This window comes from Telmatobacter bradus (assembly GCF_048629425.1).
In the GTDB taxonomy this organism is placed as follows: domain Bacteria; phylum Acidobacteriota; class Terriglobia; order Terriglobales; family Acidobacteriaceae; genus Telmatobacter; species Telmatobacter bradus.
The window spans coordinates 38,355-57,016 of the sequence record NZ_CP184533.1; the positions used below are offsets into that span (position 1 = coordinate 38,355).

Annotated in this window: 12 protein-coding genes and 2 pseudogenes; 6 read left to right on the top strand and 8 right to left on the bottom strand. The window is 56.5% G+C overall.

Going from position 1 to position 18,662, the window contains the following annotated elements; all coding sequences use genetic code 11:
* Positions 1–237: 237 nt before the first annotated feature.
* The gene (locus tag ACOBR2_RS21140) at positions 238–1,410 is read left to right on the top strand and encodes an IS4 family transposase (protein WP_420236114.1); all 1,173 of its coding nucleotides are present in this window, start codon (positions 238–240) and stop codon (positions 1,408–1,410) included.
* A gap of 643 nt (positions 1,411–2,053) precedes the next feature.
* Here ACOBR2_RS21140 and ACOBR2_RS21145 read toward each other — a convergent pair.
* The 3 genes from ACOBR2_RS21145 to ACOBR2_RS21155 are packed head-to-tail and all read right to left on the bottom strand — an operon-like array spanning position 2,054 to position 3,687.
* A complete protein-coding gene (locus tag ACOBR2_RS21145; protein WP_420240119.1) occupies positions 2,054–3,022 on the bottom strand; it encodes a tyrosine-type recombinase/integrase in 969 nt (322 codons plus the stop codon).
* A complete protein-coding gene (locus ACOBR2_RS21150) occupies positions 3,019–3,459 on the bottom strand; it encodes a hypothetical protein (protein WP_420240120.1) in 441 nt (146 codons plus the stop codon). Before ACOBR2_RS21150 ends, ACOBR2_RS21145 begins: the two co-directional genes overlap by 4 nt.
* Before the next feature lie 3 nt (positions 3,460–3,462).
* Entirely contained in the window at positions 3,463–3,687 is a 225-nt protein-coding gene (locus tag ACOBR2_RS21155) for a hypothetical protein (protein ID WP_420240121.1), read from the bottom strand.
* Between the two features lie 115 nt (positions 3,688–3,802).
* Here ACOBR2_RS21155 and ACOBR2_RS21160 point away from each other — a divergent pair.
* A pseudogene (locus tag ACOBR2_RS21160) lies at positions 3,803–4,198 on the top strand (DUF4143 domain-containing protein); the annotation flags it as partial.
* A 159-nt stretch (positions 4,199–4,357) separates the two neighbouring features.
* Here the strand turns inward: ACOBR2_RS21160 and ACOBR2_RS21165 are convergent.
* The 3 genes from ACOBR2_RS21165 to ACOBR2_RS21175 are packed head-to-tail and all read right to left on the bottom strand — an operon-like array spanning position 4,358 to position 7,620.
* Complete coding sequence (locus ACOBR2_RS21165; protein ID WP_420240122.1) at positions 4,358–4,942, bottom strand: hypothetical protein; 585 nt, start codon at positions 4,940–4,942, stop codon at positions 4,358–4,360.
* 12 nt (positions 4,943–4,954) lie between these two features.
* Positions 4,955–6,757 carry an Ig-like domain repeat protein gene (locus tag ACOBR2_RS21170; RefSeq protein ID WP_420240123.1) on the bottom strand — a complete coding sequence of 601 codons (1,803 nt, stop codon included), beginning with the start codon at positions 6,755–6,757 and terminating at the stop codon, positions 4,955–4,957.
* Positions 6,694–7,620 (bottom strand): carboxypeptidase-like regulatory domain-containing protein, encoded by a 927-nt coding sequence (locus ACOBR2_RS21175; RefSeq protein ID WP_420240124.1) that lies wholly within the window; start codon positions 7,618–7,620, stop codon positions 6,694–6,696. The genes ACOBR2_RS21170 and ACOBR2_RS21175 overlap by 64 nt, the downstream gene beginning before the upstream one ends.
* Before the next feature lie 487 nt (positions 7,621–8,107).
* Between ACOBR2_RS21175 and ACOBR2_RS21180 the strand changes: the two genes are divergently transcribed.
* The 3 genes from ACOBR2_RS21180 (at position 8,108) to ACOBR2_RS21190 (ending at position 12,823) form a co-directional block, all read left to right on the top strand.
* Positions 8,108–8,695, top strand: a complete 588-nt coding sequence (locus ACOBR2_RS21180; RefSeq protein ID WP_420240125.1) for a recombinase family protein — start codon at positions 8,108–8,110, stop codon at positions 8,693–8,695.
* A gap of 2 nt (positions 8,696–8,697) precedes the next feature.
* The gene (locus ACOBR2_RS21185; protein ID WP_420240126.1) at positions 8,698–11,727 is read left to right on the top strand and encodes a Tn3 family transposase; all 3,030 of its coding nucleotides are present in this window, start codon (positions 8,698–8,700) and stop codon (positions 11,725–11,727) included.
* 358 nt (positions 11,728–12,085) lie between these two features.
* Positions 12,086–12,823: an MFS transporter gene (locus tag ACOBR2_RS21190; protein WP_420240127.1), complete on the top strand. Its 738-nt coding sequence runs from the start codon at positions 12,086–12,088 to the stop codon at positions 12,821–12,823.
* A 248-nt stretch (positions 12,824–13,071) separates the two neighbouring features.
* On the opposite strand, the gene ACOBR2_RS21195 is transcribed toward ACOBR2_RS21190, so the two are convergent.
* Complete coding sequence (locus tag ACOBR2_RS21195) at positions 13,072–16,611, bottom strand: carboxypeptidase regulatory-like domain-containing protein (protein ID WP_420240128.1); 3,540 nt, start codon at positions 16,609–16,611, stop codon at positions 13,072–13,074.
* Positions 16,612–16,982: 371 nt separating this feature from the next.
* A pseudogene (locus tag ACOBR2_RS21200) lies at positions 16,983–17,801 on the bottom strand (glycosyl hydrolase 53 family protein); the annotation flags it as partial.
* A gap of 210 nt (positions 17,802–18,011) precedes the next feature.
* Between ACOBR2_RS21200 and ACOBR2_RS21205 the strand changes: the two are divergent.
* Positions 18,012–18,662, top strand: coding sequence for a PadR family transcriptional regulator (locus ACOBR2_RS21205; protein ID WP_420237743.1), 651 nt, complete (start codon positions 18,012–18,014; stop codon positions 18,660–18,662).

The window sequence follows — 18,662 nt, forward strand, 5'->3', positions numbered from 1 at the left end:
AGACCATCTGTTGGGCGGCATCGCAGAATCGACAACTTGGATTAAAGCACCAACTTTACCTCGTCAAGGACGCAGTCTCAAACTACCGTGCCAGAACATTGAAAACGCTTTTTTATACTTTACATCACTGTTGTCCAAAACAGGAGTTTCAGCAGTAAGTCTGGTATGGAGGTAAGGCTGCATCGATCTGATAGGTTGGGTTTGTCTAGAACTTGACCGTCAGAGGAGGACGCAGCCTTGTCCATAGTATGCAGCATTTTCTCCCAAGTCTTGAAGTTGATCCCACGCGCCGATTTCGATTCCGCCGTTCGCAAGGATGAAGCCGAACGCAATGCCAAAGGCTTCACTTGTTGGGGCCAGTTGGTGGCGATGTTGTTTTGTCAGTTGGGTTCAGTCAACAGCTTGCGTGACATCACCAACGGCTTGGCCGCCAGCGAAGGCAAACTGCGTCACCTGGGCTTGCCTGCCGCTCCTAAGCGCTCGACCTTGGCTTATGCCAACGCCCATCGCCCCAGCGCACTGTTCGAGGATCTCTTCTATCAGATGTTGGAGGTCGCCCGCACTCAGGCCCAACAGTCAGGCGTCCGGCACAAGTTCCGCTTCAAGAACAAGCTGCTGTCGATCGATGCGACCACCATCGAACTGTGCGCCTCGGTCTTCGATTGGGCGCAGTTCCGGCGTACCAAGGGAGCAGTGAAGCTGCATCTGATGCTCGATCACGACGGCCTGCTGCCCTGCTACGGGGTCATCACCGACGGCAAGCAGCATGAAGTTACCGTGACTCGCCAGTGGGAGTTCCCGCCCGGCACCATCCTGGTCTTCGATCGCGGCTATACCGACTACAACTGGTTCGAGCGGCTGACCCTGCAGGGTGTTTACTTCGTCACCCGCCTGAAGACGAATGCGGACATCATCGAAGTTGAGGATCTGGATCTTCCCCAGCGCAAGGGACTGGTGAGCGATCAGATCATCTGCATGACGCAGCAGGCCGCGGAGAACGACAACCCACCCATGATGCGCCGTATCGAGTTCTTCGACGAAGAGCAGCAGCGTACCCTGGTCTTCCTGACCAACAATATGAAACTGGCCGCTGCCACCGTTGCTGAGATCTACAGGAATCGCTGGAAGATCGAGTTGTTTTTTAAGGCCCTGAAGCAGTCTTGCAAGGTAAAGACCTTCGTCGGCACCTCGGCCAACGCACTGAAGACGCAGATCTGGACGGCGCTGATCGCCATGCTGCTGGTCAAGATCCTGCACATGAAGTCGACCTTCGGGTGGCACTTGTCCAACTTCATGGTTCTGTTGCGCCAGCAACTGTTCGTCTATCGCGACTTATGGAAGTGGATCAACGATCCTTTCCAGGCACCGGAAACGCCACCCACTTCACAACTGGAGCTGGTCTTCGCTTGACTTGGACAGCAGAAACTCTCGACAAGGGATAAAGCAGACAACTACGGGACCATTTCGGAGTACATCTTGGACAGCTGATTGCTCTTCGCATAACTCGGAACCGACCAACCCGTTCCGTCAATGCACGGGAACGACGCACTATGCCCTGTCAGATCAACGTTCGTCTAAGACGCTTCCTGTTATCTTGGACAGCAGTGACTTTACATTAATTATGTTTCGCCAGCCATTATGCTCAGAGGGCGCTGTTTCTCCATGCACTTGAATCTAACCTAAAACACATACCACCAAAAAAGTTGAATTCATTGAGAAACCCCGTTTTTTTAGAGGGTTTGAAAAAAACATGCCTTCCCTATGGTCATAGTAGAAGCCACCTTGATGCGTTAGAGGGCAGGATGGAGATAAACCATGACGGCTAAGGCTCGCGAAAAATTCGTCTCTTAGGTTAATGCTGAAATCCTTCGCTCTGTGTTGGAGATGGCTCGTAGTGAAGACCGTCAGCTTCGGGTATTGGTGGATGAGGCTTTGGCAGATTTGATTTAGATTCCTCCGCAATCCTATACCCAGGCCGCCAAACAGGCCAGCTACGAGAAATCTACGTCGCGCCACAAGAAATTGGCCCACCTGCTGTTGATCGGATTTCCTCTCAAATCGTGATCCGCTCAACCTCATCGAGGCTCATCTCGTCGCTGCGGCGGTCGTAGAATTGGGTGGTGCGGGTGCTGGCGTGGTTGGCCATGGCAGCGGCGCACTTCAGCGTGCCGCCGTTCTTCAGATAGGCCGTAATGCCTGTCGCCCGGAAACTGTGACAGCCTATCTTCGTCTTGATTCCGGCCGCCAGTACTCGCCGGCGGATCATCGCGTGGGCGTTGGCCTGGGGCAGAGGCGTATGGGTAAGCTGGCCAGTGCCACGGCCTATCGTCCGAAACAGCGCCCCCTTCGGCTCAGCTGCGATGCCGGTTCCATCAATATATAGAGTGAGTGCCTGCTCCAGATTGTGGTGGCAGGGCAGGGCATGATCCTTGCCGCCCTTCTCGTGGAGCCGCACCCACAACCGGCGGTTCTGCGTGAACACATCCTCGACCTTCATGGCCAGGGCGGCCCCGATGCGGGCGAAGCTGTAGACCATCAGGGAAATCAGCGCCCGGTCGCGCAGGCCCGCCGGTGTCGTGGTGTCGATGCTGTCCAAGAGCGCCCGCGCCTCGGCCGGCTCCAGCACCGCGGTCTTGCCCACACGCACCACGTGGCGCGGCCCGCGCACCGAGGCCGCCGGGTTCACCGGTACGACCTGGCCCATGACCAGCCAGTCAAACAGGTGCCGTACAGCCGCAAGCTGCTGCTTCACGCTGGGCGCTGAAACCTCCCGGCCCTGCATCTCAATCCAGCTTGCCACGTGCAACGGCTGAATGGCGGGCAGGGAAGCGACGCCGATACTTTCGCACCACGAGAGAAACTCTCCCACCGCCCGCGCGTAGGCCCGTCGGGTGTGGGGATTGCGGATCTGCGCGGCAAAAAACTCCAAAAAACGCACGCCAGCACGATCTCCGGAAGCCGCAATCAGAGCGGGTACGACCGAGCCGGGAAGAGGTGAAATTGTGGCGAGCACAGTTGTCATTTGTGGACCGGCCCCAGAACCGCAATGAACGACAGGAATTCTTTTCCGAGCGACGTAAGGGTCCAATCTTGGATGACCAAGCCATCTTCCGATTCGCGGGTGCGGGCTACATAGGGTCGTGGATCGTTCAGCCATCCGCGATTGTTCAGTTCAAGCACCCTCGGGTCGGTCAATCCACGCCGCTCTCGCAGCTGGTTCATGCGGTCCATCGGATACGACCGGCGATCGCTGAACAGCTTCAGCAGCTCCAGATGAGTGACCGACAGGACATCGATCAGGCCCAGAAACACCAACTGTTTCTCTTCATCCGGCGATGTACTCAGGGCGACGTTGAGAACCGCGTTCTGAAGGGCCTCCAGCTTTTCTTGCTGATGCGTTCTTAGCGCTGACTGAGTGGCCTGAAAAGCTGCGGAAACAAAGGCGTCGTTATGCTGCAAATCCTAGAAGTGAAAGCCGGCAACCTGGTCTTCCACCTGCTTGAGACGCCTGTAGAGGTTTTCCAGCCAAGTATCCCGTCGCTTTCCAAGCGGCGGCGCCAGAACTATGGAGAACAGCTCCGCTGCCGCGCCGCCGGCAACCGGGATCATGGAAAGGGCTGCTCTTGCGGCGGCGTGGGCGTAATCGCCAGCGCTTCGCTGTGGGAAGGCGTTCAGATCGTCGCTCAAGGAAACCTCCATACAGTTGATAAAGGACATTATCACATATATAAACAGAGAATATTGTACCCTCTCTAAGGTCGCTGATTGCTCAGCTTGAGCAGCTAGCGCAAATAGGTCACCGCCAAAGATTGTGGTGCTCAATAACGCTCTTCTCACGGCCACACATCCGCACGGAGCTCCCGATCAAAAGCATGAGCCAAGACGCTTTGGTCAGTGGGTAGAAAATGCCTGTTTGGCATTTGCCGTGAACCAAAATCAGCAGGTGACGTACTGGCGCGAAGAACCTATAGAGGTAGATGGCGTCTTCGAAGGCAGTTGGGGCAAATGGGCAGTAGAAGTCAAAACCGGCCGTTTTACAGCTACTGATCTGACCGGATTGCTAGAGTTTTGCCGCCGTTATCCAGCATTTGTGCCGCTCGTAATTACGGCTCCTGGCGACGAAGAATATGCAACGCGCCACGGCATTCGCGGCATCAGTTGGGTCAATTATCTGCTCTCTGGCCCGCCTGCTTTGTAGCCATTTTGCATGCACAAATTGCGCAGGACGCAAAAAGACAGAGTGCCTGCATCCCAAAGATTCTTGTCCCAATCCACCGCTTCAGCAGCAAGCGGAAATCTGAAACGAAAACCAAGCGGGATACAAACACTCTGGTTTGCTCCGGGTATTGTTCTTGAATTACGGAAGACGAAAGACTACGCCAGCTCCCGCGACCAGGGTGTTCTGGTTCCCGGTGGTCGCGTTCGGGAAGTCTGTTCTCATCCAGTGCGTATCGAGTAGCCGCACTCCCAGCCATTTTTTGATGTGATAGTTCACGCCTCCGCCCAACAGAAAGGCTGCGCTATCTGCGCTTGCCACAAAGCCAGAGTCCACCGGGAACTGACTGTTCAGCCCCTTGGAGTTGCCACCGAGCACTTCACCGTAGTAGCTGAAGCGGCTCTTTCCTGGTGTCCAGGTATAGCGCGGTCCTGCAACAGTCGTTACCAGGTCAAGGCCAACGCCGGTGTGCTGCATATCTGAGTTGTGCAGTACGTCCACGCGGCCCACTACGCCGAGTCCCTTCCAGAACTGTCCATGTAGTTCCACCGAGCCGCCGTTCTGCCAGAACTGGTAGGGAGACGTTGTATTGGCATAACTAAACTTGTAGCCGATGGCCACTTCAAGTGTGCCGTGTGGGGAATTTGCCGTTCCACTCTGCGCAAATAACGCGCTGGAAGCGAGGACGACGACCATTAACATCAGGCATTTTGCATACAATTTCATGTCGATCCTCTCTTAGTTCACGTTCAGCGTAACGTAGGAAATCTTCGTCACACTGCCAGCAGTTAGGGTGATCGTTACGGTGTAGCTTTTTTCTGCGTAGAAGCCGTTGTGCGCAGTGCAACCTGTTACGCCTAACGTTCCTGTCAGACTGAGGGCCAGCACTGCCAGCAAAAGCAGCCGCTTGCCCACCTTGCGCATGCGGCGCGCAAAGGGCAGCAGCAACAGGCTCAGCAGCAGGGGAGCAGCTCCGGAACGGAAAAACGGCTCCGCATTGTTGTGCGAGGTAAGCTGCGACGGCAAAGCGAAGGTAAGCGTCGGACTGGTCAGCGTGTAGCCCTTCGGGAAGAGCCAGCTCGCCTCAGCAAGCGTCTCCCAGTTTTTTCCGGTCAAGGTAATCCCCGTACCGCTGGGCTGGCCCGTCACGGTGAGCGTGCTGTTCACGGGCAAGATGATGCTCTGGTTGGATGTCAAGGAAAGCGTCACACTGGCGCTGCCACCTGCCGTGGCCGTCACAGTCGTTGTATCGCTCGAGGAACTTGAGCTGGAGCCCGAATCAGTTCCTGAGCCAGAGCCGGACAGCACCGAACTCAGATCGATGATCTGCTGCGTCAATGCCGGACTCGTGCTTGCTGCATAGTTACTGGTACCACCATACACAGCCGTCATGCTGTACGTGCCTGCGGCCAAAGAGGCCGTCTGCAATGTGGCAATGCCACCCGTAAGCTGGCCTGTACCAAGAGACGTCGTGCCGGCATAGAAGGTTACTGTGCCCGTGGGCGTGCCGGAAGCTGAACTCAGCGTGGCTGTAAAGGTCACTTGAGTGCCATACATTACGCTGGCCGCGCTCGATGCCAATGCCGTCGTCGTACTCGCAGGGCCATAGGCCGTGTTCACGGTAACCGACAACGTCGCGTTCGCAGTGAACTCTTTGCTGCTCAGCAATGCCGTGACCGCAGGCGTGCCTGCAGTTACAGTTGAGGCTACATCCACCTTTACGTCCACCGTATTGCTGGCTTCCGCAGGCAGCACCGAGGTAAGCGTGCAGGTCACCGTCGATGAAGCCACCGTGCAGCTCCAACCTGTTGCGCTGACGCTGCTGGCCGTGATGCCGGTTGGCAGCGTCATGGTCAGGGTTACAGTCGAATCCAGCGTTACGTCCTGCGTGCTGCTGCTGTTGGTAATGGTGAAGTAAAGATTGTCGTTGGTATCGCCTGCATTCAGCGTTGTGGGCGTTGCCACCACCGCCAGGCTTACACTGGGAGCAAACTGGGGAATGGCAAAGTTCATCAGCTGGAAGAGGCTGTATTCCAGCATCTCTTCCTGCGCGGTCATGGCGTACGTCTTGGCCATGCTGTCAACACACTCCGCAGGAAAGACGCCGCTGCTCCCTCCTGTATTGACGTGATAATCAGAGAAGAAGACACGGCCATACTGATTGGTGGTGGAACTTGCCGTAACGGGCGTGTAGTAGGAGAACTCCACCACCGGATTGGTGATTGTCGTACTTTCATACGTCCAGTCAGCACCGTAAACCGTGGCCCAATTCACCGTAGGAACATTGGTGCCGGTCTGGCTAATGCGAAGGCTTGATACGCCCACCTGATATTCCGTGCCGCCATTCAGGCCGTAGAGCCACTCACCCATCGTCTGACTGTCGCTGCTCGTTGAATTGATGGTCGCTGTTCCTGTCTGAGAGGACGGGGTGACCGGCGAAACCCAGTTGGCCGCTCCGGAGATGGAGCTTTCCGAATTCAACAGATCCGAGCTGAAGTGCGTCGCGAAGATGCGCCCGCCCGCATTGGTAAAGGCAGCCACGTTTGCCGCATACGTGATATTGCTTCCGCTGGTTTCCAGCGTAGAATCTGCTGTTCCAGCGTAGAGGTGTTTTCGAACAGCTCATAGCCTGTTTGTGGGGATGCAACCGCCGTACCGGACCCGTTGTAGCTGGGTGCGGATGCGCCTCCGCCAGTGTTTCTCTTATAAAGGTTGACTCGCCCCATGGGCGAACTGGCGCTGACTGCCGAGCTGCCGCTAGTACTGTTGATGCCCACCGTAGTGTCGGTAAATTCGGAGTCATCAATACCAACCTTGCGTAGCGAGCACTCCAGCCCGTCCGAACCGCCGGTAACTAGGGCAATCTTCGGAATGTCGCCCTCGTTCTGAGTGCGCGCAAAACGTAGCGAGGTGTACTCGTTATAGCCGGTCAGTGAACTGCTGCCACCTTGCGTCAGATCGCTCGTCTCCAGATCGCCGGGATCGGTGCCCACCGTGGTGACAGCGGTGGAATACAGTGCGTTGGAAGCACAGGCCGTCACTGTGCTGATGACAAACTGGCGACGCCAGCGCCCCGCCTGAATCATCAGCGGCACGCCGGTTCCTGCCGGAACGCCAACCAGCGAAAATGTGCCGTCAGAGCCGGTCGTAACCTGTACCAGTGGGTTGCCAGAAACCAGATTTGCGTAGCTGTCCCTGACCGGCGTGCTGGCATTGACTCCATCTGTAAATGCCGTCACCGCAGCCTGCGGAACGTACACCAGAATGTTGGGCAGTGGATTTTTACCAGCCGGGTCGTACACCGTACCGGTAATCGTTGTGTTCGTGCCTGAACCACAGTTGGCGACACTATAGCTCTGAGCCTGCGCGCAAGCTGGCAGCAGAAGATACAGAACCAGTAACACAAAAGGCAGGAGGGACCAGCTCGTTTCGGTCCGACTGCATTGCAGAGCATTGTTTCTCAGCGCGGGAATCCGTTTGTCCACGTGAGTTCCTTTCTGTGGAAGTGCATCTTGCACCGTTTCAGTCGTCAGGATTGGGAACGGAGGGAAGCCGAGGGCCAGGAATTTGCTTATTCCAGCAAGAGACTTCGGTCTGATGGTCAGCGCCAAAACTTGCCCAAGGGTCAAGCTCTCTCTCAAATAGGGGGTGTAAGCCCAAACCCCAGAAAATTCCGTCACGATTCCGGGCCATTCCCTTTGGGGTAGAACACGCAGTGTCACGAACCGCTATCTGAGGTCCATTGTCGGGTGCATTTCTTCTGACGGAAAACACCTGTTTTTCGGCAGGTCCTGTTCGGCTAAGAAAAACGGTTCTGGAGACCGCCCAGAAATATACGGAAAACTCTGTCGCTATAGTATACGAGAATCCAATGCCAGAGGTTTTCCGTACATGCTTGTTGGCTATATGCGGGTCTCCTCCGATTCCGATCGCCAGACCACCAACCTACAGCGCGACGCGCTGCTGGCAGCGGGCGTCGACGAACGCCACCTGTTCGAGGATCATGCTTCCGGTGCTAAGGATGACCGCCCCGGCCTGATCTCCGCGCAGGCGTTCGCTCGCCCGGGCGATGTGCTGGTCGTGTGGAAGCTGGATCGGCTCGGCCGCTCGCTCTCGCACCTGCTGACGATCATCAACTCGCTGCGCGAGCGCCAGGTCGCGTTTCGTTCGCTGACCGAGGGGATGGACACTACCACGGCTTCGGGCGAACTGCTGTTCCATGTGTTTGGCGCGCTTGCGCAGTATGAGCGCGCTCTGACCCGCGAGCGTGTCGTCGCCGGACTGGCTGCCGCCAAGCGGCGCGGACGTATTGGGGGCCGCCCTCCCGCCATAGCAGGCGAGAAGCTGGAGGCTGTCATTGCTGCGCTGAAAGGAGGCATGTCGAAGGCAGCCGTATGCCGCAACTTCGGCGTCAAGCGCACCACGCTGATCGAGACGCTCGCGCGGCTCGGCTGGCCGGGCACTGAGGGAACGACATAGCGATGACCAGCAAGAACAAGCTCTTGACCATCCTGTCGGACGCCGAGCAGTTCGCCCTGTACGGTCTGCCTGACTTCGACGATGGGCAGAGACTGCAATATCTGTCGCTGTCTGAAGCGGAACTGGCGCTCGCCAGTAGTCGTCCCGGCCTCCATGCCCAAGTTTATTGCACCTTGCAGATCGGCTACTTCAAAGCCAAACATGCCTTCTTTCGCTTCGCCTGGGACGACATCCAAGACGATAGTTCCTTTGTTCTGAGCCGCTATTTCAACGGCAGCACATTTGAACCACACACGATCACGAAGCACGAGTATTTCACCCAGCGCGCCCTGATCGCAGAATTGTTTGCCTATCAGCTATGGTCGGTGGACTTTCTCCAGCAGCTCCAGCAACAAGTTGACCAGATCGTTCGGCGCGACGTGACGCCCGGCTTTATCGTCGTGGAGCTGATCGCTTACTTCAACGAGCACAAAATCGTCCGGCCCGGCTACACGACCTTGCAGACGCTAATCAGCGAGGCGCTGTCTGCCGAGCGCCAGCGCTTGGGGAATCTGCTCGCCGGCGTACTCGACGAAGCGGCCAAGAACGCGCTTGCGCAACTTCTGGTACGTGACGACACTCTGTCCGAGTTGGCCGCTCTCAAGCAGGATGCCAAGGACTTCGGTTGGCGGCAGATGGCGCGCGAGCGGGAGAAGCGCGCCAAGTTGGAGTTGCTCTACCGGATTGCCAAGGCACTTCTGCCCAAGCTCGCGATCTCACAGCAGAATCTGCATTATTACGCGGATCTGGCTATCTTCTATACCGTCTATGACCTGCGCCGTCTCAAGTCCGAGCAGACCCATTTGTACCTCCTGTGCTACGCCTGGCAGCGCTATCGGCAGCTCACCGACAATCTTGTCGATGCTTCCGGTTACCACATGAAGCAGTTCGAAGATGAGAGCAAGGTCAGGACGAACAAGCATTTTGTTGCGGAGCAGGTGCGGCGACAGCAGGAAACGCCACAAGTTGGGCGCTTGCTTCTGCTCTTTGTTGACGAAAGGGTGCCCGATGCCATGCCCTTTGGCGATGTGCGCCAGCGAGCGTTCAAGATCATGACCCAGGATGCGCTCGAAACCGCTAGCCAACGCCTGAGCGTGAAACCTGAAAGTATGCTGGCCTTGCGCTGGCAGGCAGTCGATGGACTCGCCGAGCGCATCAAGCGCCACCTGCGCCCACTCTATGGGGTACTCGATTTCTGTGGAGTCACACCGGACAACCCATGGCTCGCGGCGCTTGCCTGGGTAAAAGGCGTATTTGCGAAACAGCAGCGCCTGTCGCAACGCCCACTCGCGGAATGTCCGGAACCTACTCTACCCAAGCGCCTGCGACCATATTTGCTGACATTCGACGCGGACGGAAAGCCAACGGGCGTACACGCCGACCGCTACGAGTTTTGGCTATATCGCCAACTCCAAAAGCGCCTCAAGTCCGGCGAAATCTATCTGGACGATAGCCTACAACACCGCTGTTTCACCGATGAGCTCGTCTCACTTGAGGAAAAGGCTGACGTGCTCAGCCAGATGGACATTCCCTGGCTGCGCCAACCGATCGACGCTCAACTCGATGCGCTGACAGCGGAATTGCACGAGCAGTGGCAGGCATTCAACCGCGAGTTGAGCTTGGGGAAGTTGAAGCATCTCGACTACAACAGCGAGACCAAGAAGCTCTCCTTGCATCGGCAAAAGGCCGACAACGACGACGCACACGAAGGTGCGTTTTATGGGCAACTGTCCTTTTGCGATGTCGCCGACGTGTTCCGCTTCGTGAACGAACAATGCCAGTTTCTGTCGGCGCTGACGCCGCTGCAGCCACGCTACGCCAAACAGATCGCCGATCCAGACAGCCTGATGGCGGTCATCATCGCCCAGGCGATGAATTATGGCAACCTCGTCATGGCCGGCACAAGCGATATTTCCTACCACGTGTTGGAGGCAACCTACCAGCAATACCTGCGCCAAGCCTCGCTACAGGCGGCCAATGACCAAATCAGCAATGCAATTGCCGACCTGTCGGTCTTTCCGTACTATACCTTCGATCTCGACGTGCTCTACGGCAGCGTCGATGGCCAGAAACTCGGCGTGGAGCGGCCGACCATAAAGGCGCGCCATTCGCGCAAATATTTCGGCCGCGGCAAGGGCGTCGTCGCTTATACACTGCTGTGCAACCACGTGCCGCTGCAAGGATGGCTCATCGGTGCGCACGAGTTTGAAGCTCATCATGTGTTCGACATCTGGTATCGCAACACGTCGGACATCGTGCCGGCCGTGATAACCGGCGACATGCACAGCGTTAACAAGGCCAACTTTGCCATTCTGTACTGCTTTGGGCGGCGCTTCGAGCCGCGCTTCACCGATCTGGATGAGCGGCTGAAGGATCTTTACTGCGCCGACGATCCAGCGCTGTACGAAAACTGTCTGGTCCGTCCCGTCGGCCAGATCGACCGGCAGGCGATCATAGATGAAAAAGCCAACATCGACCGAATCATTGCCACGCTGGGCCTCAAGGATATGACCCAGGGCACACTGATCCGCAAGCTATGCACCTATACCCAGCCGAATCCCACACGGCGGGCCTTCTTCGAGCTTGATAAACTGATCCGCAGCGTCTACACCCTGCGCTACCTGCGCGACCCGCAGTTGCAGCGCAATGTTCACCGCTCGCAAAACCGGATCGAGTCCTACCATCAACTGCGCTCCGCCATCGCACAGGTCGGCGGCAAGAAAGAACTCACTGGCAGAACCGATATTGAGATCGAGATCAGCAATCAGTGCGCACGACTCATCGCAAACGCCATCATCTACTACAACTCCGCCATCCTGTCCCGGCTGGTCGTGAAGTACGAGGCAACCGGCAATACGAAAGCGTTGGCGTTAATCAAGAAGATGTCGCCGGCGGCCTGGCGCCACATCCATCTGAACGGGCACTACAAATTCCGTGGTGACGGGCAGGTCATCGACCTTGATGCGATCATTGCTGGGCTGGAAGTGAGGTGACGGAATTTTCTGGGGTTTGGGCTTACACCCCCAAAAACAATGCCTATGCAACCTCGTCGGGGAGTTGGAGGGGAGAAACATCCACGGTTCACGCCATACCGACCAGCAGGCGCAGCCGCACTTCGGGGAACAACAATGAAATTATCGTTTCTTCACAGAAACTGCTTAGCGAGCCTTGCCACGCACGCCCTGTAAAGGGAGCGTTACGTACGGACAATGCCCGCGCGCGCTTGAAGTGTGCTAAAACAGGAATTCAGCAATGCAACCCAACGCTAGAAGGTTGAGCTGCGTCGTACTGCATATATAAGTTCATGTCATAACTAAACATGGCTCCAGGTAGGAACCTACCTGCATTCCCATGGAAGCGCCTCCGCCACAGAGTTCAGGCGCTCCGGTGTCGTCGCAGAAGCAGTGCACTTCCCACCTTTGCACTCCAGAGGCCCAATGTTGGGCGATTCCGCAGAATGACCTGTTTTTGGGCGGCCACGCCTCCCGGTTTGAACGCAAATTTTTTCTTTACGTCGCAGTCGAGTGCGCCATCTACGTCTGGCTGCCCACCTATCTGAAAGACAACAAGCCGTCCTCGGCCTTTATGGCCGCCTACGTGATCTCCATCTTCTTCGTGCTGCGTGCCGGCGGTCGCTTTCTGGGAGCCTGGGTAACCAAACGCTGGAACTGGACCACCATTCTGATGGTCTTCAGCGGTGTGATTCTTGCCTGTTTTCTGGGATCGATTTTCGGCGGCCCCAACGCGACCGTTTATCTACTGGCGCTCTCCGGGCTGTTCATGTCCGTCCTCTATCCCACACTGAATTCCAAAGGAATCAGCTGCTTTTCCAAAGCTGAGCATGGTGCAGTGGCTGGCGTGATCCTCTTCTTTACCTGCGCGGGAGCGGCGCTGGGACCGTTGGCCATGGGCGCCGTCAGCGACCTGCTGGGCGGACTCCGGCCCGGTTTCATTCTTGCCACCTGCTTTGCAGGCTTGCTCTTTCTGGGCCTGTTCTACAATTGGCTGGCCAATCCCACACAGGCGATCCTTCTCCACTCTGATGCAACGGACTATGGAATCCTGCAGAAGCAACACAAGAACGCATGAAAGAGCTTTGCCGGGGGATATTTACTCTGCTTTTAGACGGGACGAGATCTGGTTCTGGACAACTATTGCGTGGAAAACCGCAGTGGCTTCTTCCTTGATTTCTGGATTGATCTTGGTTTGAACAAGTGCATTGACGGGCATTCTGCACCACCTGAATTACAGGTTCAGTGCAGGAACCTCCCTACACATAGATAGAGCACCGGCTTAGAAGGCCGGTGCTCTACACCACAACTCTGGTTTCGCTCTGACTAGAAGGTCAACCGCAGCGCGCCCTGGAAGTAGCGTGGATGCGTGTTGGTACCTGTTACGAGGCCAAAGTCGCCGCCATCGATGTTGGAGCTTGGGTTGGCGAAGGTTGGATGGTTGGGAGCGTTGAAGGCATCCCAGCGGAATTGCAGAGTTTTGCCCTCAATCAGAGTCCAGTTCTTCATGATCGAGGCGTCCAGATCGAAGTAGGCCGGGCCCATATAGGCGTTGCGGCTGGTATCACCAAAGCCGCACCATCCTGTCGTGGCGTCATTGCACGAGACAGGATCGGTAAAGGACTTCGCGTTGAAAAAGCCCTTGGTCGAATTGACCCAGTCCCAGTGATTGCCCTTGCCCATGCCGTTAGAAACGCCCGCCACCGAGTCCGCGCGGGTATTCCACAAGCCTACGCCGGGATCATCATACGAACCGATGCTGAATGGCCAGCCATTGTTCCAGTTCACGATGCCGCTCAACTGCCAGCCGCCTACGATCTCGCTTATCAGCTTGCCCTTTTGCTTGAACGAGGGAGCCTGGTAAACAAAATCGCCCTTCCAGGCCCACGGCATATCCATATTCGAATTGCCGCGGTTCCATTTGGCGCTGTACGGGTTGCCCAGCGACGGATTGCCATAGGAAACATTCGAGCTGCTGGCAATGTCGATGGTGTGCGAGTAGGTGAAGTTCGACTGTACCTGCAGACCGTGGGACATGTGGTGATCCACGCTCACCTGCAATGCGTTGTAACTAGCCGTTGCCCAGCTCTGATCTTCATAAATATCGGCAAAGCTGGCATCGCGGGTAATGGTCGGGTTGGTGTAGACAGTAGACGAAGGGCCGTTCGGCCACTGCGGGTTCAGATCCTCTGCCACCGACAGGTGCGAAGTTTCATTGCCCACGTAGGCGATGCGGATGGCCGTCGCCGGGGTGATCTGCTGTTCAATCGACAGATTCCAGGAGTAGGTCAACGGCTGCTTGAAGTTGTGTGCAAAGACCTGGCTGATCTGCTGGCCTGTCGGAATCGCCACAGTCTTTGCCGGACGCGAGTTAGCCGTTGCCCAGGCAAAGGTTCCCGGGAAGGGGCTGGAGCTGTAGGGCGAAACCGAAGTGTTGGACCAGGGCTTGTCGAAGGGAATGATGCCGCCGCCGTCAACAATATCGCTGCCGCAGGGATAGCACCAACCCGAAAAGTTGAAGGTGGGACTGAAGGGAGCAACATCCGCGGCGTGGTTGTACTCCGAGTACTGCAGCGGTCCGGCGAAGATGCCGAATCCACCATGGATTGCGGTATGCGGCAACGCCTTGGGTTGATAGGCAAAGCCCACGCGCGGTTCAATGCGGCCCATCTGTTTGTGGATCAGGCTGCTGGTTACGTCCGGATCGCCGGGGAACATCAGACCCGTTGGAGCGTTGGTGTAAATGGAGCTGGTTCCAATACCCACCAACTTGTAAGCAGCGTAGGACGAGGCGCTGTAGTTAAACGCCGCACCGCGATCATTCTTCATGGAAGGAGGCGTACTTGGATCCCAACGTACACCAATGTTGATGGTCAGGTTGGAACGAATGCGCCAGTTATCCTGCACGTAGGGCGCAACCTGCCACCCAGCCACATCCGAGATTTCGCCCGCGCCCTGCATGTAGCCCATGGCGTAGCCCATCATAAAGTCTGCCAGCGAGCCGTTGTAAGCCGTGGTGCCGGCGTAGGGGTTCTCGGCGCTGCTAGCACCGTTGCGACCAAAGCCGATCATCGGCTGGGTCGGGTATTGTGTGTTCTCCACCGCATGCTGATGCAGCACATCAATGCCGGCAATCAGAGAATGCTTGCCAATGATCTTGTTCAGAGTATCTGTAAATCCAAGCGTATTGCGGACCTCCGCCGAAGGCTCATCCCACCCGCTTTCGAAGCCATGGTCGGAGTTAATCCGCAACGGGCCCATGTAGCAACTGCCCGTCGGTTCGTTGACGGCAATCACGTTGGAGAAGCACATGGGCTTGCCGGTGCTGTCCAGTTCCTGCGCCGCGCTATGCGCGCTCATCTCGTTCATGAACAAGGAAATCGTGTTTACCGTACTCGAATTGATCGTCCAATTGTGCTGCAGCAGGTTGTTGAAGTACCACATCTCCTGCCAAAAGCTGGCATCCCAGGTGCTGTGGTTGTAGGCGCTCTCCATGTTACCGGGCTGATCGGTTGAGGGCGCTCCAAAGTGGTTGGTGAACGAACGCAGAACGAACGTCTGGGTCGGCGAATAGTTATAGTCCAGCTTCAGCGTTCCTTCGTCGTAGCTGTCGTGCACCGTGGGATAGACGTACATCATGTCGCCATTGGGCAACTGCTGTCCCGGATGTAGGGTGGCGCTGTTGCTGGCCAGCGTCGTCGCGGCGCGCGTCATGCCGTAAGTGGCAAAGTACGTGGACGCCGTATCGAGCTTGGCTTTGCTTGTGTCCAACTGATTCGGCTTGCCGTTGATGGTCTTGTAGGGACCGATCAGATCCGTCGTGCCGGAGGCCAGATCCGCCGTCGTGGCTAAGCCGCTAAAGTCGCCCGAGAGCATAGCATTGGTGGGCGTCGTGGTCAGCGTGTCCGAAGAGTTGTAGATGATCTTCGTGCCCTGATAGTTACCGAAGATGAACAGCTTGTCCTTCTTGATCGGGCCGCCGGCAAACAATCCGTACTGGTTGCGGCGCATGGTATCGGTGATGCCGCTGAACCAGTCGGTGGCATTCAGGGCATTGTTGCGCACGTACCAGAAGGTGCCGCCATGGAACTGGTTGGTGCCGCTCTTGGTGGCAATCTGCACCACGCCACCGCTGGCAAAACCATACTCCGCGCCAAAGTTGTTGGTCAGAACCTTGAACTCCTGCGTGGCATCGGAGTTCGGGAACGGCGCCGTCAGCAAATCATAGCTATCCATGTTGGTTACGCCGTCCAACATGTAGTAGGTGCTTCCCTGGCGTCCGCCGCCGGTGCTGGCGCCGGTTTCGTTCGGGAACGAGAAGCCGGTTTGTTGCGCTTCACCACCATGGCCAACCGCATCCACGGTGCCGGGCGAAAGCAGCACCAAACCTGAGGGATCGCGACCATCCAGCGGCAATTGCGAAATGCCGGTCTGGCCAATCGTTGTTCCCAGCTCCGCTGAGCTTGTGTTAATCAGTTCCGCGTCCGAGTTCACCGTGATGGTTTCTCCATTGCTGGAAACCTTCAGCGTCACATTGGCGGTGGCCGACTGGTTAACCGTCAGCTCAATACCTTCCTGAATGTAACGTGCAAAGCCCTTGGCTTCGACCGTCAACTTGTAGTGGCCAATGGGCAGCGGGCGCAGTTGGTAAATGCCCACACCGTCCGTCTTTCCTGCCAGCGTATAGTTGGTGTCAACGTTGACGGCCTTGATGCTGGCACCGGCGACGGCTGCGCCAGTAACGTCGAGGACTGTTCCCGTCAAACTGGCGCTTGTGCCCTGTGCGAATGCCATCGTCTGGCAACTCAGGAACACTACCATCAGCAACCAGAGTAAGCCTTGTGGCATCTTCAAATGAGATTGCATGTTTGCCTCCATTGAAATGGCCTCTAGTCAAGCTTGAGTCACTGTTACGGTAAAATTCGGTAGCTAGAGCGGTTCTCCAATAGGTGTAGCCCTTTGTAGATCCTGCAAGGTGGTTTTTTCTTGAGGAAAAAGCCACTCAGCGGCAGTGGATTCGGTGTACAGCAATTGGAGAACCGCTATAGGTGTAAACGATTCCAATTACGAAACCTCTCTCCGTCTCGCGCCTCAACATACCTACAACTCAAACCGCGCCGATCCTACGCCTGCATTCGAACATTCCGAATCCTACTTAAGTCGGATTGGAGCGATTTTTCTTTGCCGCAAACGAAACACCCTGCTGTAGCCGCTTCCCGTAGCGCCTTCGCTGGTCTTCAATTCGCGGTCAAGCTCACAGACTCGATCCTGACCCACGTGCCGGAGGGTCCGTTGAGCGTAAAGCCCATCTGGGCCGTATTATTGATCACCTGAACCCCGGTGATCTGCACCTGCGTCCAGGTGCTGGACGTCGGCAGGCTGACGGTCGTCGTGCTTCCTCCCGTGGGTAGCGCGTACATCTGCGTGGTGCTCAATCCCCCGCTGCTTTCCACCATGGCCGCCAGCGTATAGGTTCCGTCAGGAATTCCGCTCACATCCTGCCAAAGGGTTACGGCATAGCTCGAACTGGATGCCACCGAGAGCATGGTTCCATTGCCGCCTGCCGCTGTGCCGATGGCAGCCGGAGTGCTTGTGGTGATCTGCCATCCATTGCTGCCGGAGGCGAACTCTGGGTTGATGACCTGATTGCCGGAGGTCGTGCCGGTGAACAGAAACTGATCGATCGCCGGATTGAATTGCAGCAGGCCGGTGCTGGGTTGGCTGACCGCGCCCATGGTGTAGTCACTTGTAGAAGCGTTATTGGGCGCCTCCGGCTCCCAGTAAACAATGCCGAGCCCCTGGCTATTCGACACCGATGCCACAAGCTGCAAACCCGTCTTCACGTCCTCGGCAGTTCCCATGGCGTCGCTCTCGGTGTAGCCAATTTCACAGAGCATGACCGGTTTGCTGTAGCGGCTGGCAACGGTCTGTAAATCCATGGCAATCGTCGCCAGTTCGCTGTATCCGTCGTAGTCGGAAAAGCCGGAAACATCCCACTCTGCGCCGTTGGCTTTCAGCAGATCGTAGAACCACTCCATCGTGCTCAAGTTGGGGTTTGAGGCGCAGTGGAACGGAGAACCGGGTTAAGCAAGCTCAGAACCCAGACAGCGTAGCTGTATGCGTTTCGACGCCAAACTCTCCGACAATCTCATTTCGGCGGCTTTGAAGGCGCGATTTGAAGCAGCTCACTGATCGGAGAGACCACTCCCCAATAAGAAAATGAATTTTCTTGAGCTTTATATCTGTTAGATATATCTTGAAGATGTATGAAGCACAATAGAACCGCCTATGTCATCCTCGGCATGCTCTCTATCGAACCCAACAAATCTGGTTACGATCTTCACAAGGCAATTGAAGAGAACTTCGGCAGTTTTTGGGGTGAGAGCTACGGGCAAATCTATCCGACCCTGAAGCAGTTGGCAGCAGAAGGCTTGATTCTGCCCAGCAAGTCGACCTCTGGCCCGGGCAAGCAACGGCAGGAGTATACGCTGACCGATACTGGGCGTCTCTGTCTCCGCGAGTGGCTGTCTCAGCCCTTTCAGAACGATCCACCGCGTAATGAATTCATGCTCAAGTTGTTTTTTGGCCGTGAGGCGACGCCAGGCGTGGCACTCGAGCACGTGCGTGAATTGCAACGCAGGAACCAACAGTCGATGGCCATGTTTGAAGACATTGAGAAAGCCGCCAATCAGCAGCAATCGCAAAACCCTCACCTGCCCTACTGGATGCTGACCCTGAACCTTGGCATGGCCATGACCCGCGCCGCGCTCGAATGGGGCGAGTCGGCGATTGCCCAACTCACTGCGATGGAAGCCGTCGGAATTACGCCCGCTCAGCAAACAGAAACGATCACGAAGAGTCCTGATCAACTCGTGAAAATTGCACCCCGGACGCACAAGCCTCACGCACTTTACTAA

Excerpts from the sequence above, each read along its gene's own strand:
- ACOBR2_RS21145 (WP_420240119.1), bottom strand. The coding sequence starts at position 3,022 with ATGACAACTGTGCTCGCCACAATTTCACCTCTTCCCGGCTCGGTCGTA.
- ACOBR2_RS21165 (WP_420240122.1), bottom strand. The coding sequence starts at position 4,942 with ATGAAATTGTATGCAAAATGCCTGATGTTAATGGTCGTCGTCCTCGCT.
- ACOBR2_RS21180 (WP_420240125.1), top strand. The coding sequence starts at position 8,108 with ATGCTTGTTGGCTATATGCGGGTCTCCTCCGATTCCGATCGCCAGACC.
- ACOBR2_RS21185 (WP_420240126.1), top strand. The coding sequence starts at position 8,698 with ATGACCAGCAAGAACAAGCTCTTGACCATCCTGTCGGACGCCGAGCAG.
- ACOBR2_RS21190 (WP_420240127.1), top strand. The coding sequence starts at position 12,086 with ATGGAAGCGCCTCCGCCACAGAGTTCAGGCGCTCCGGTGTCGTCGCAG.
- ACOBR2_RS21195 (WP_420240128.1), bottom strand. The coding sequence starts at position 16,611 with ATGCAATCTCATTTGAAGATGCCACAAGGCTTACTCTGGTTGCTGATG.
- ACOBR2_RS21205 (WP_420237743.1), top strand. The coding sequence starts at position 18,012 with ATGAAGCACAATAGAACCGCCTATGTCATCCTCGGCATGCTCTCTATC.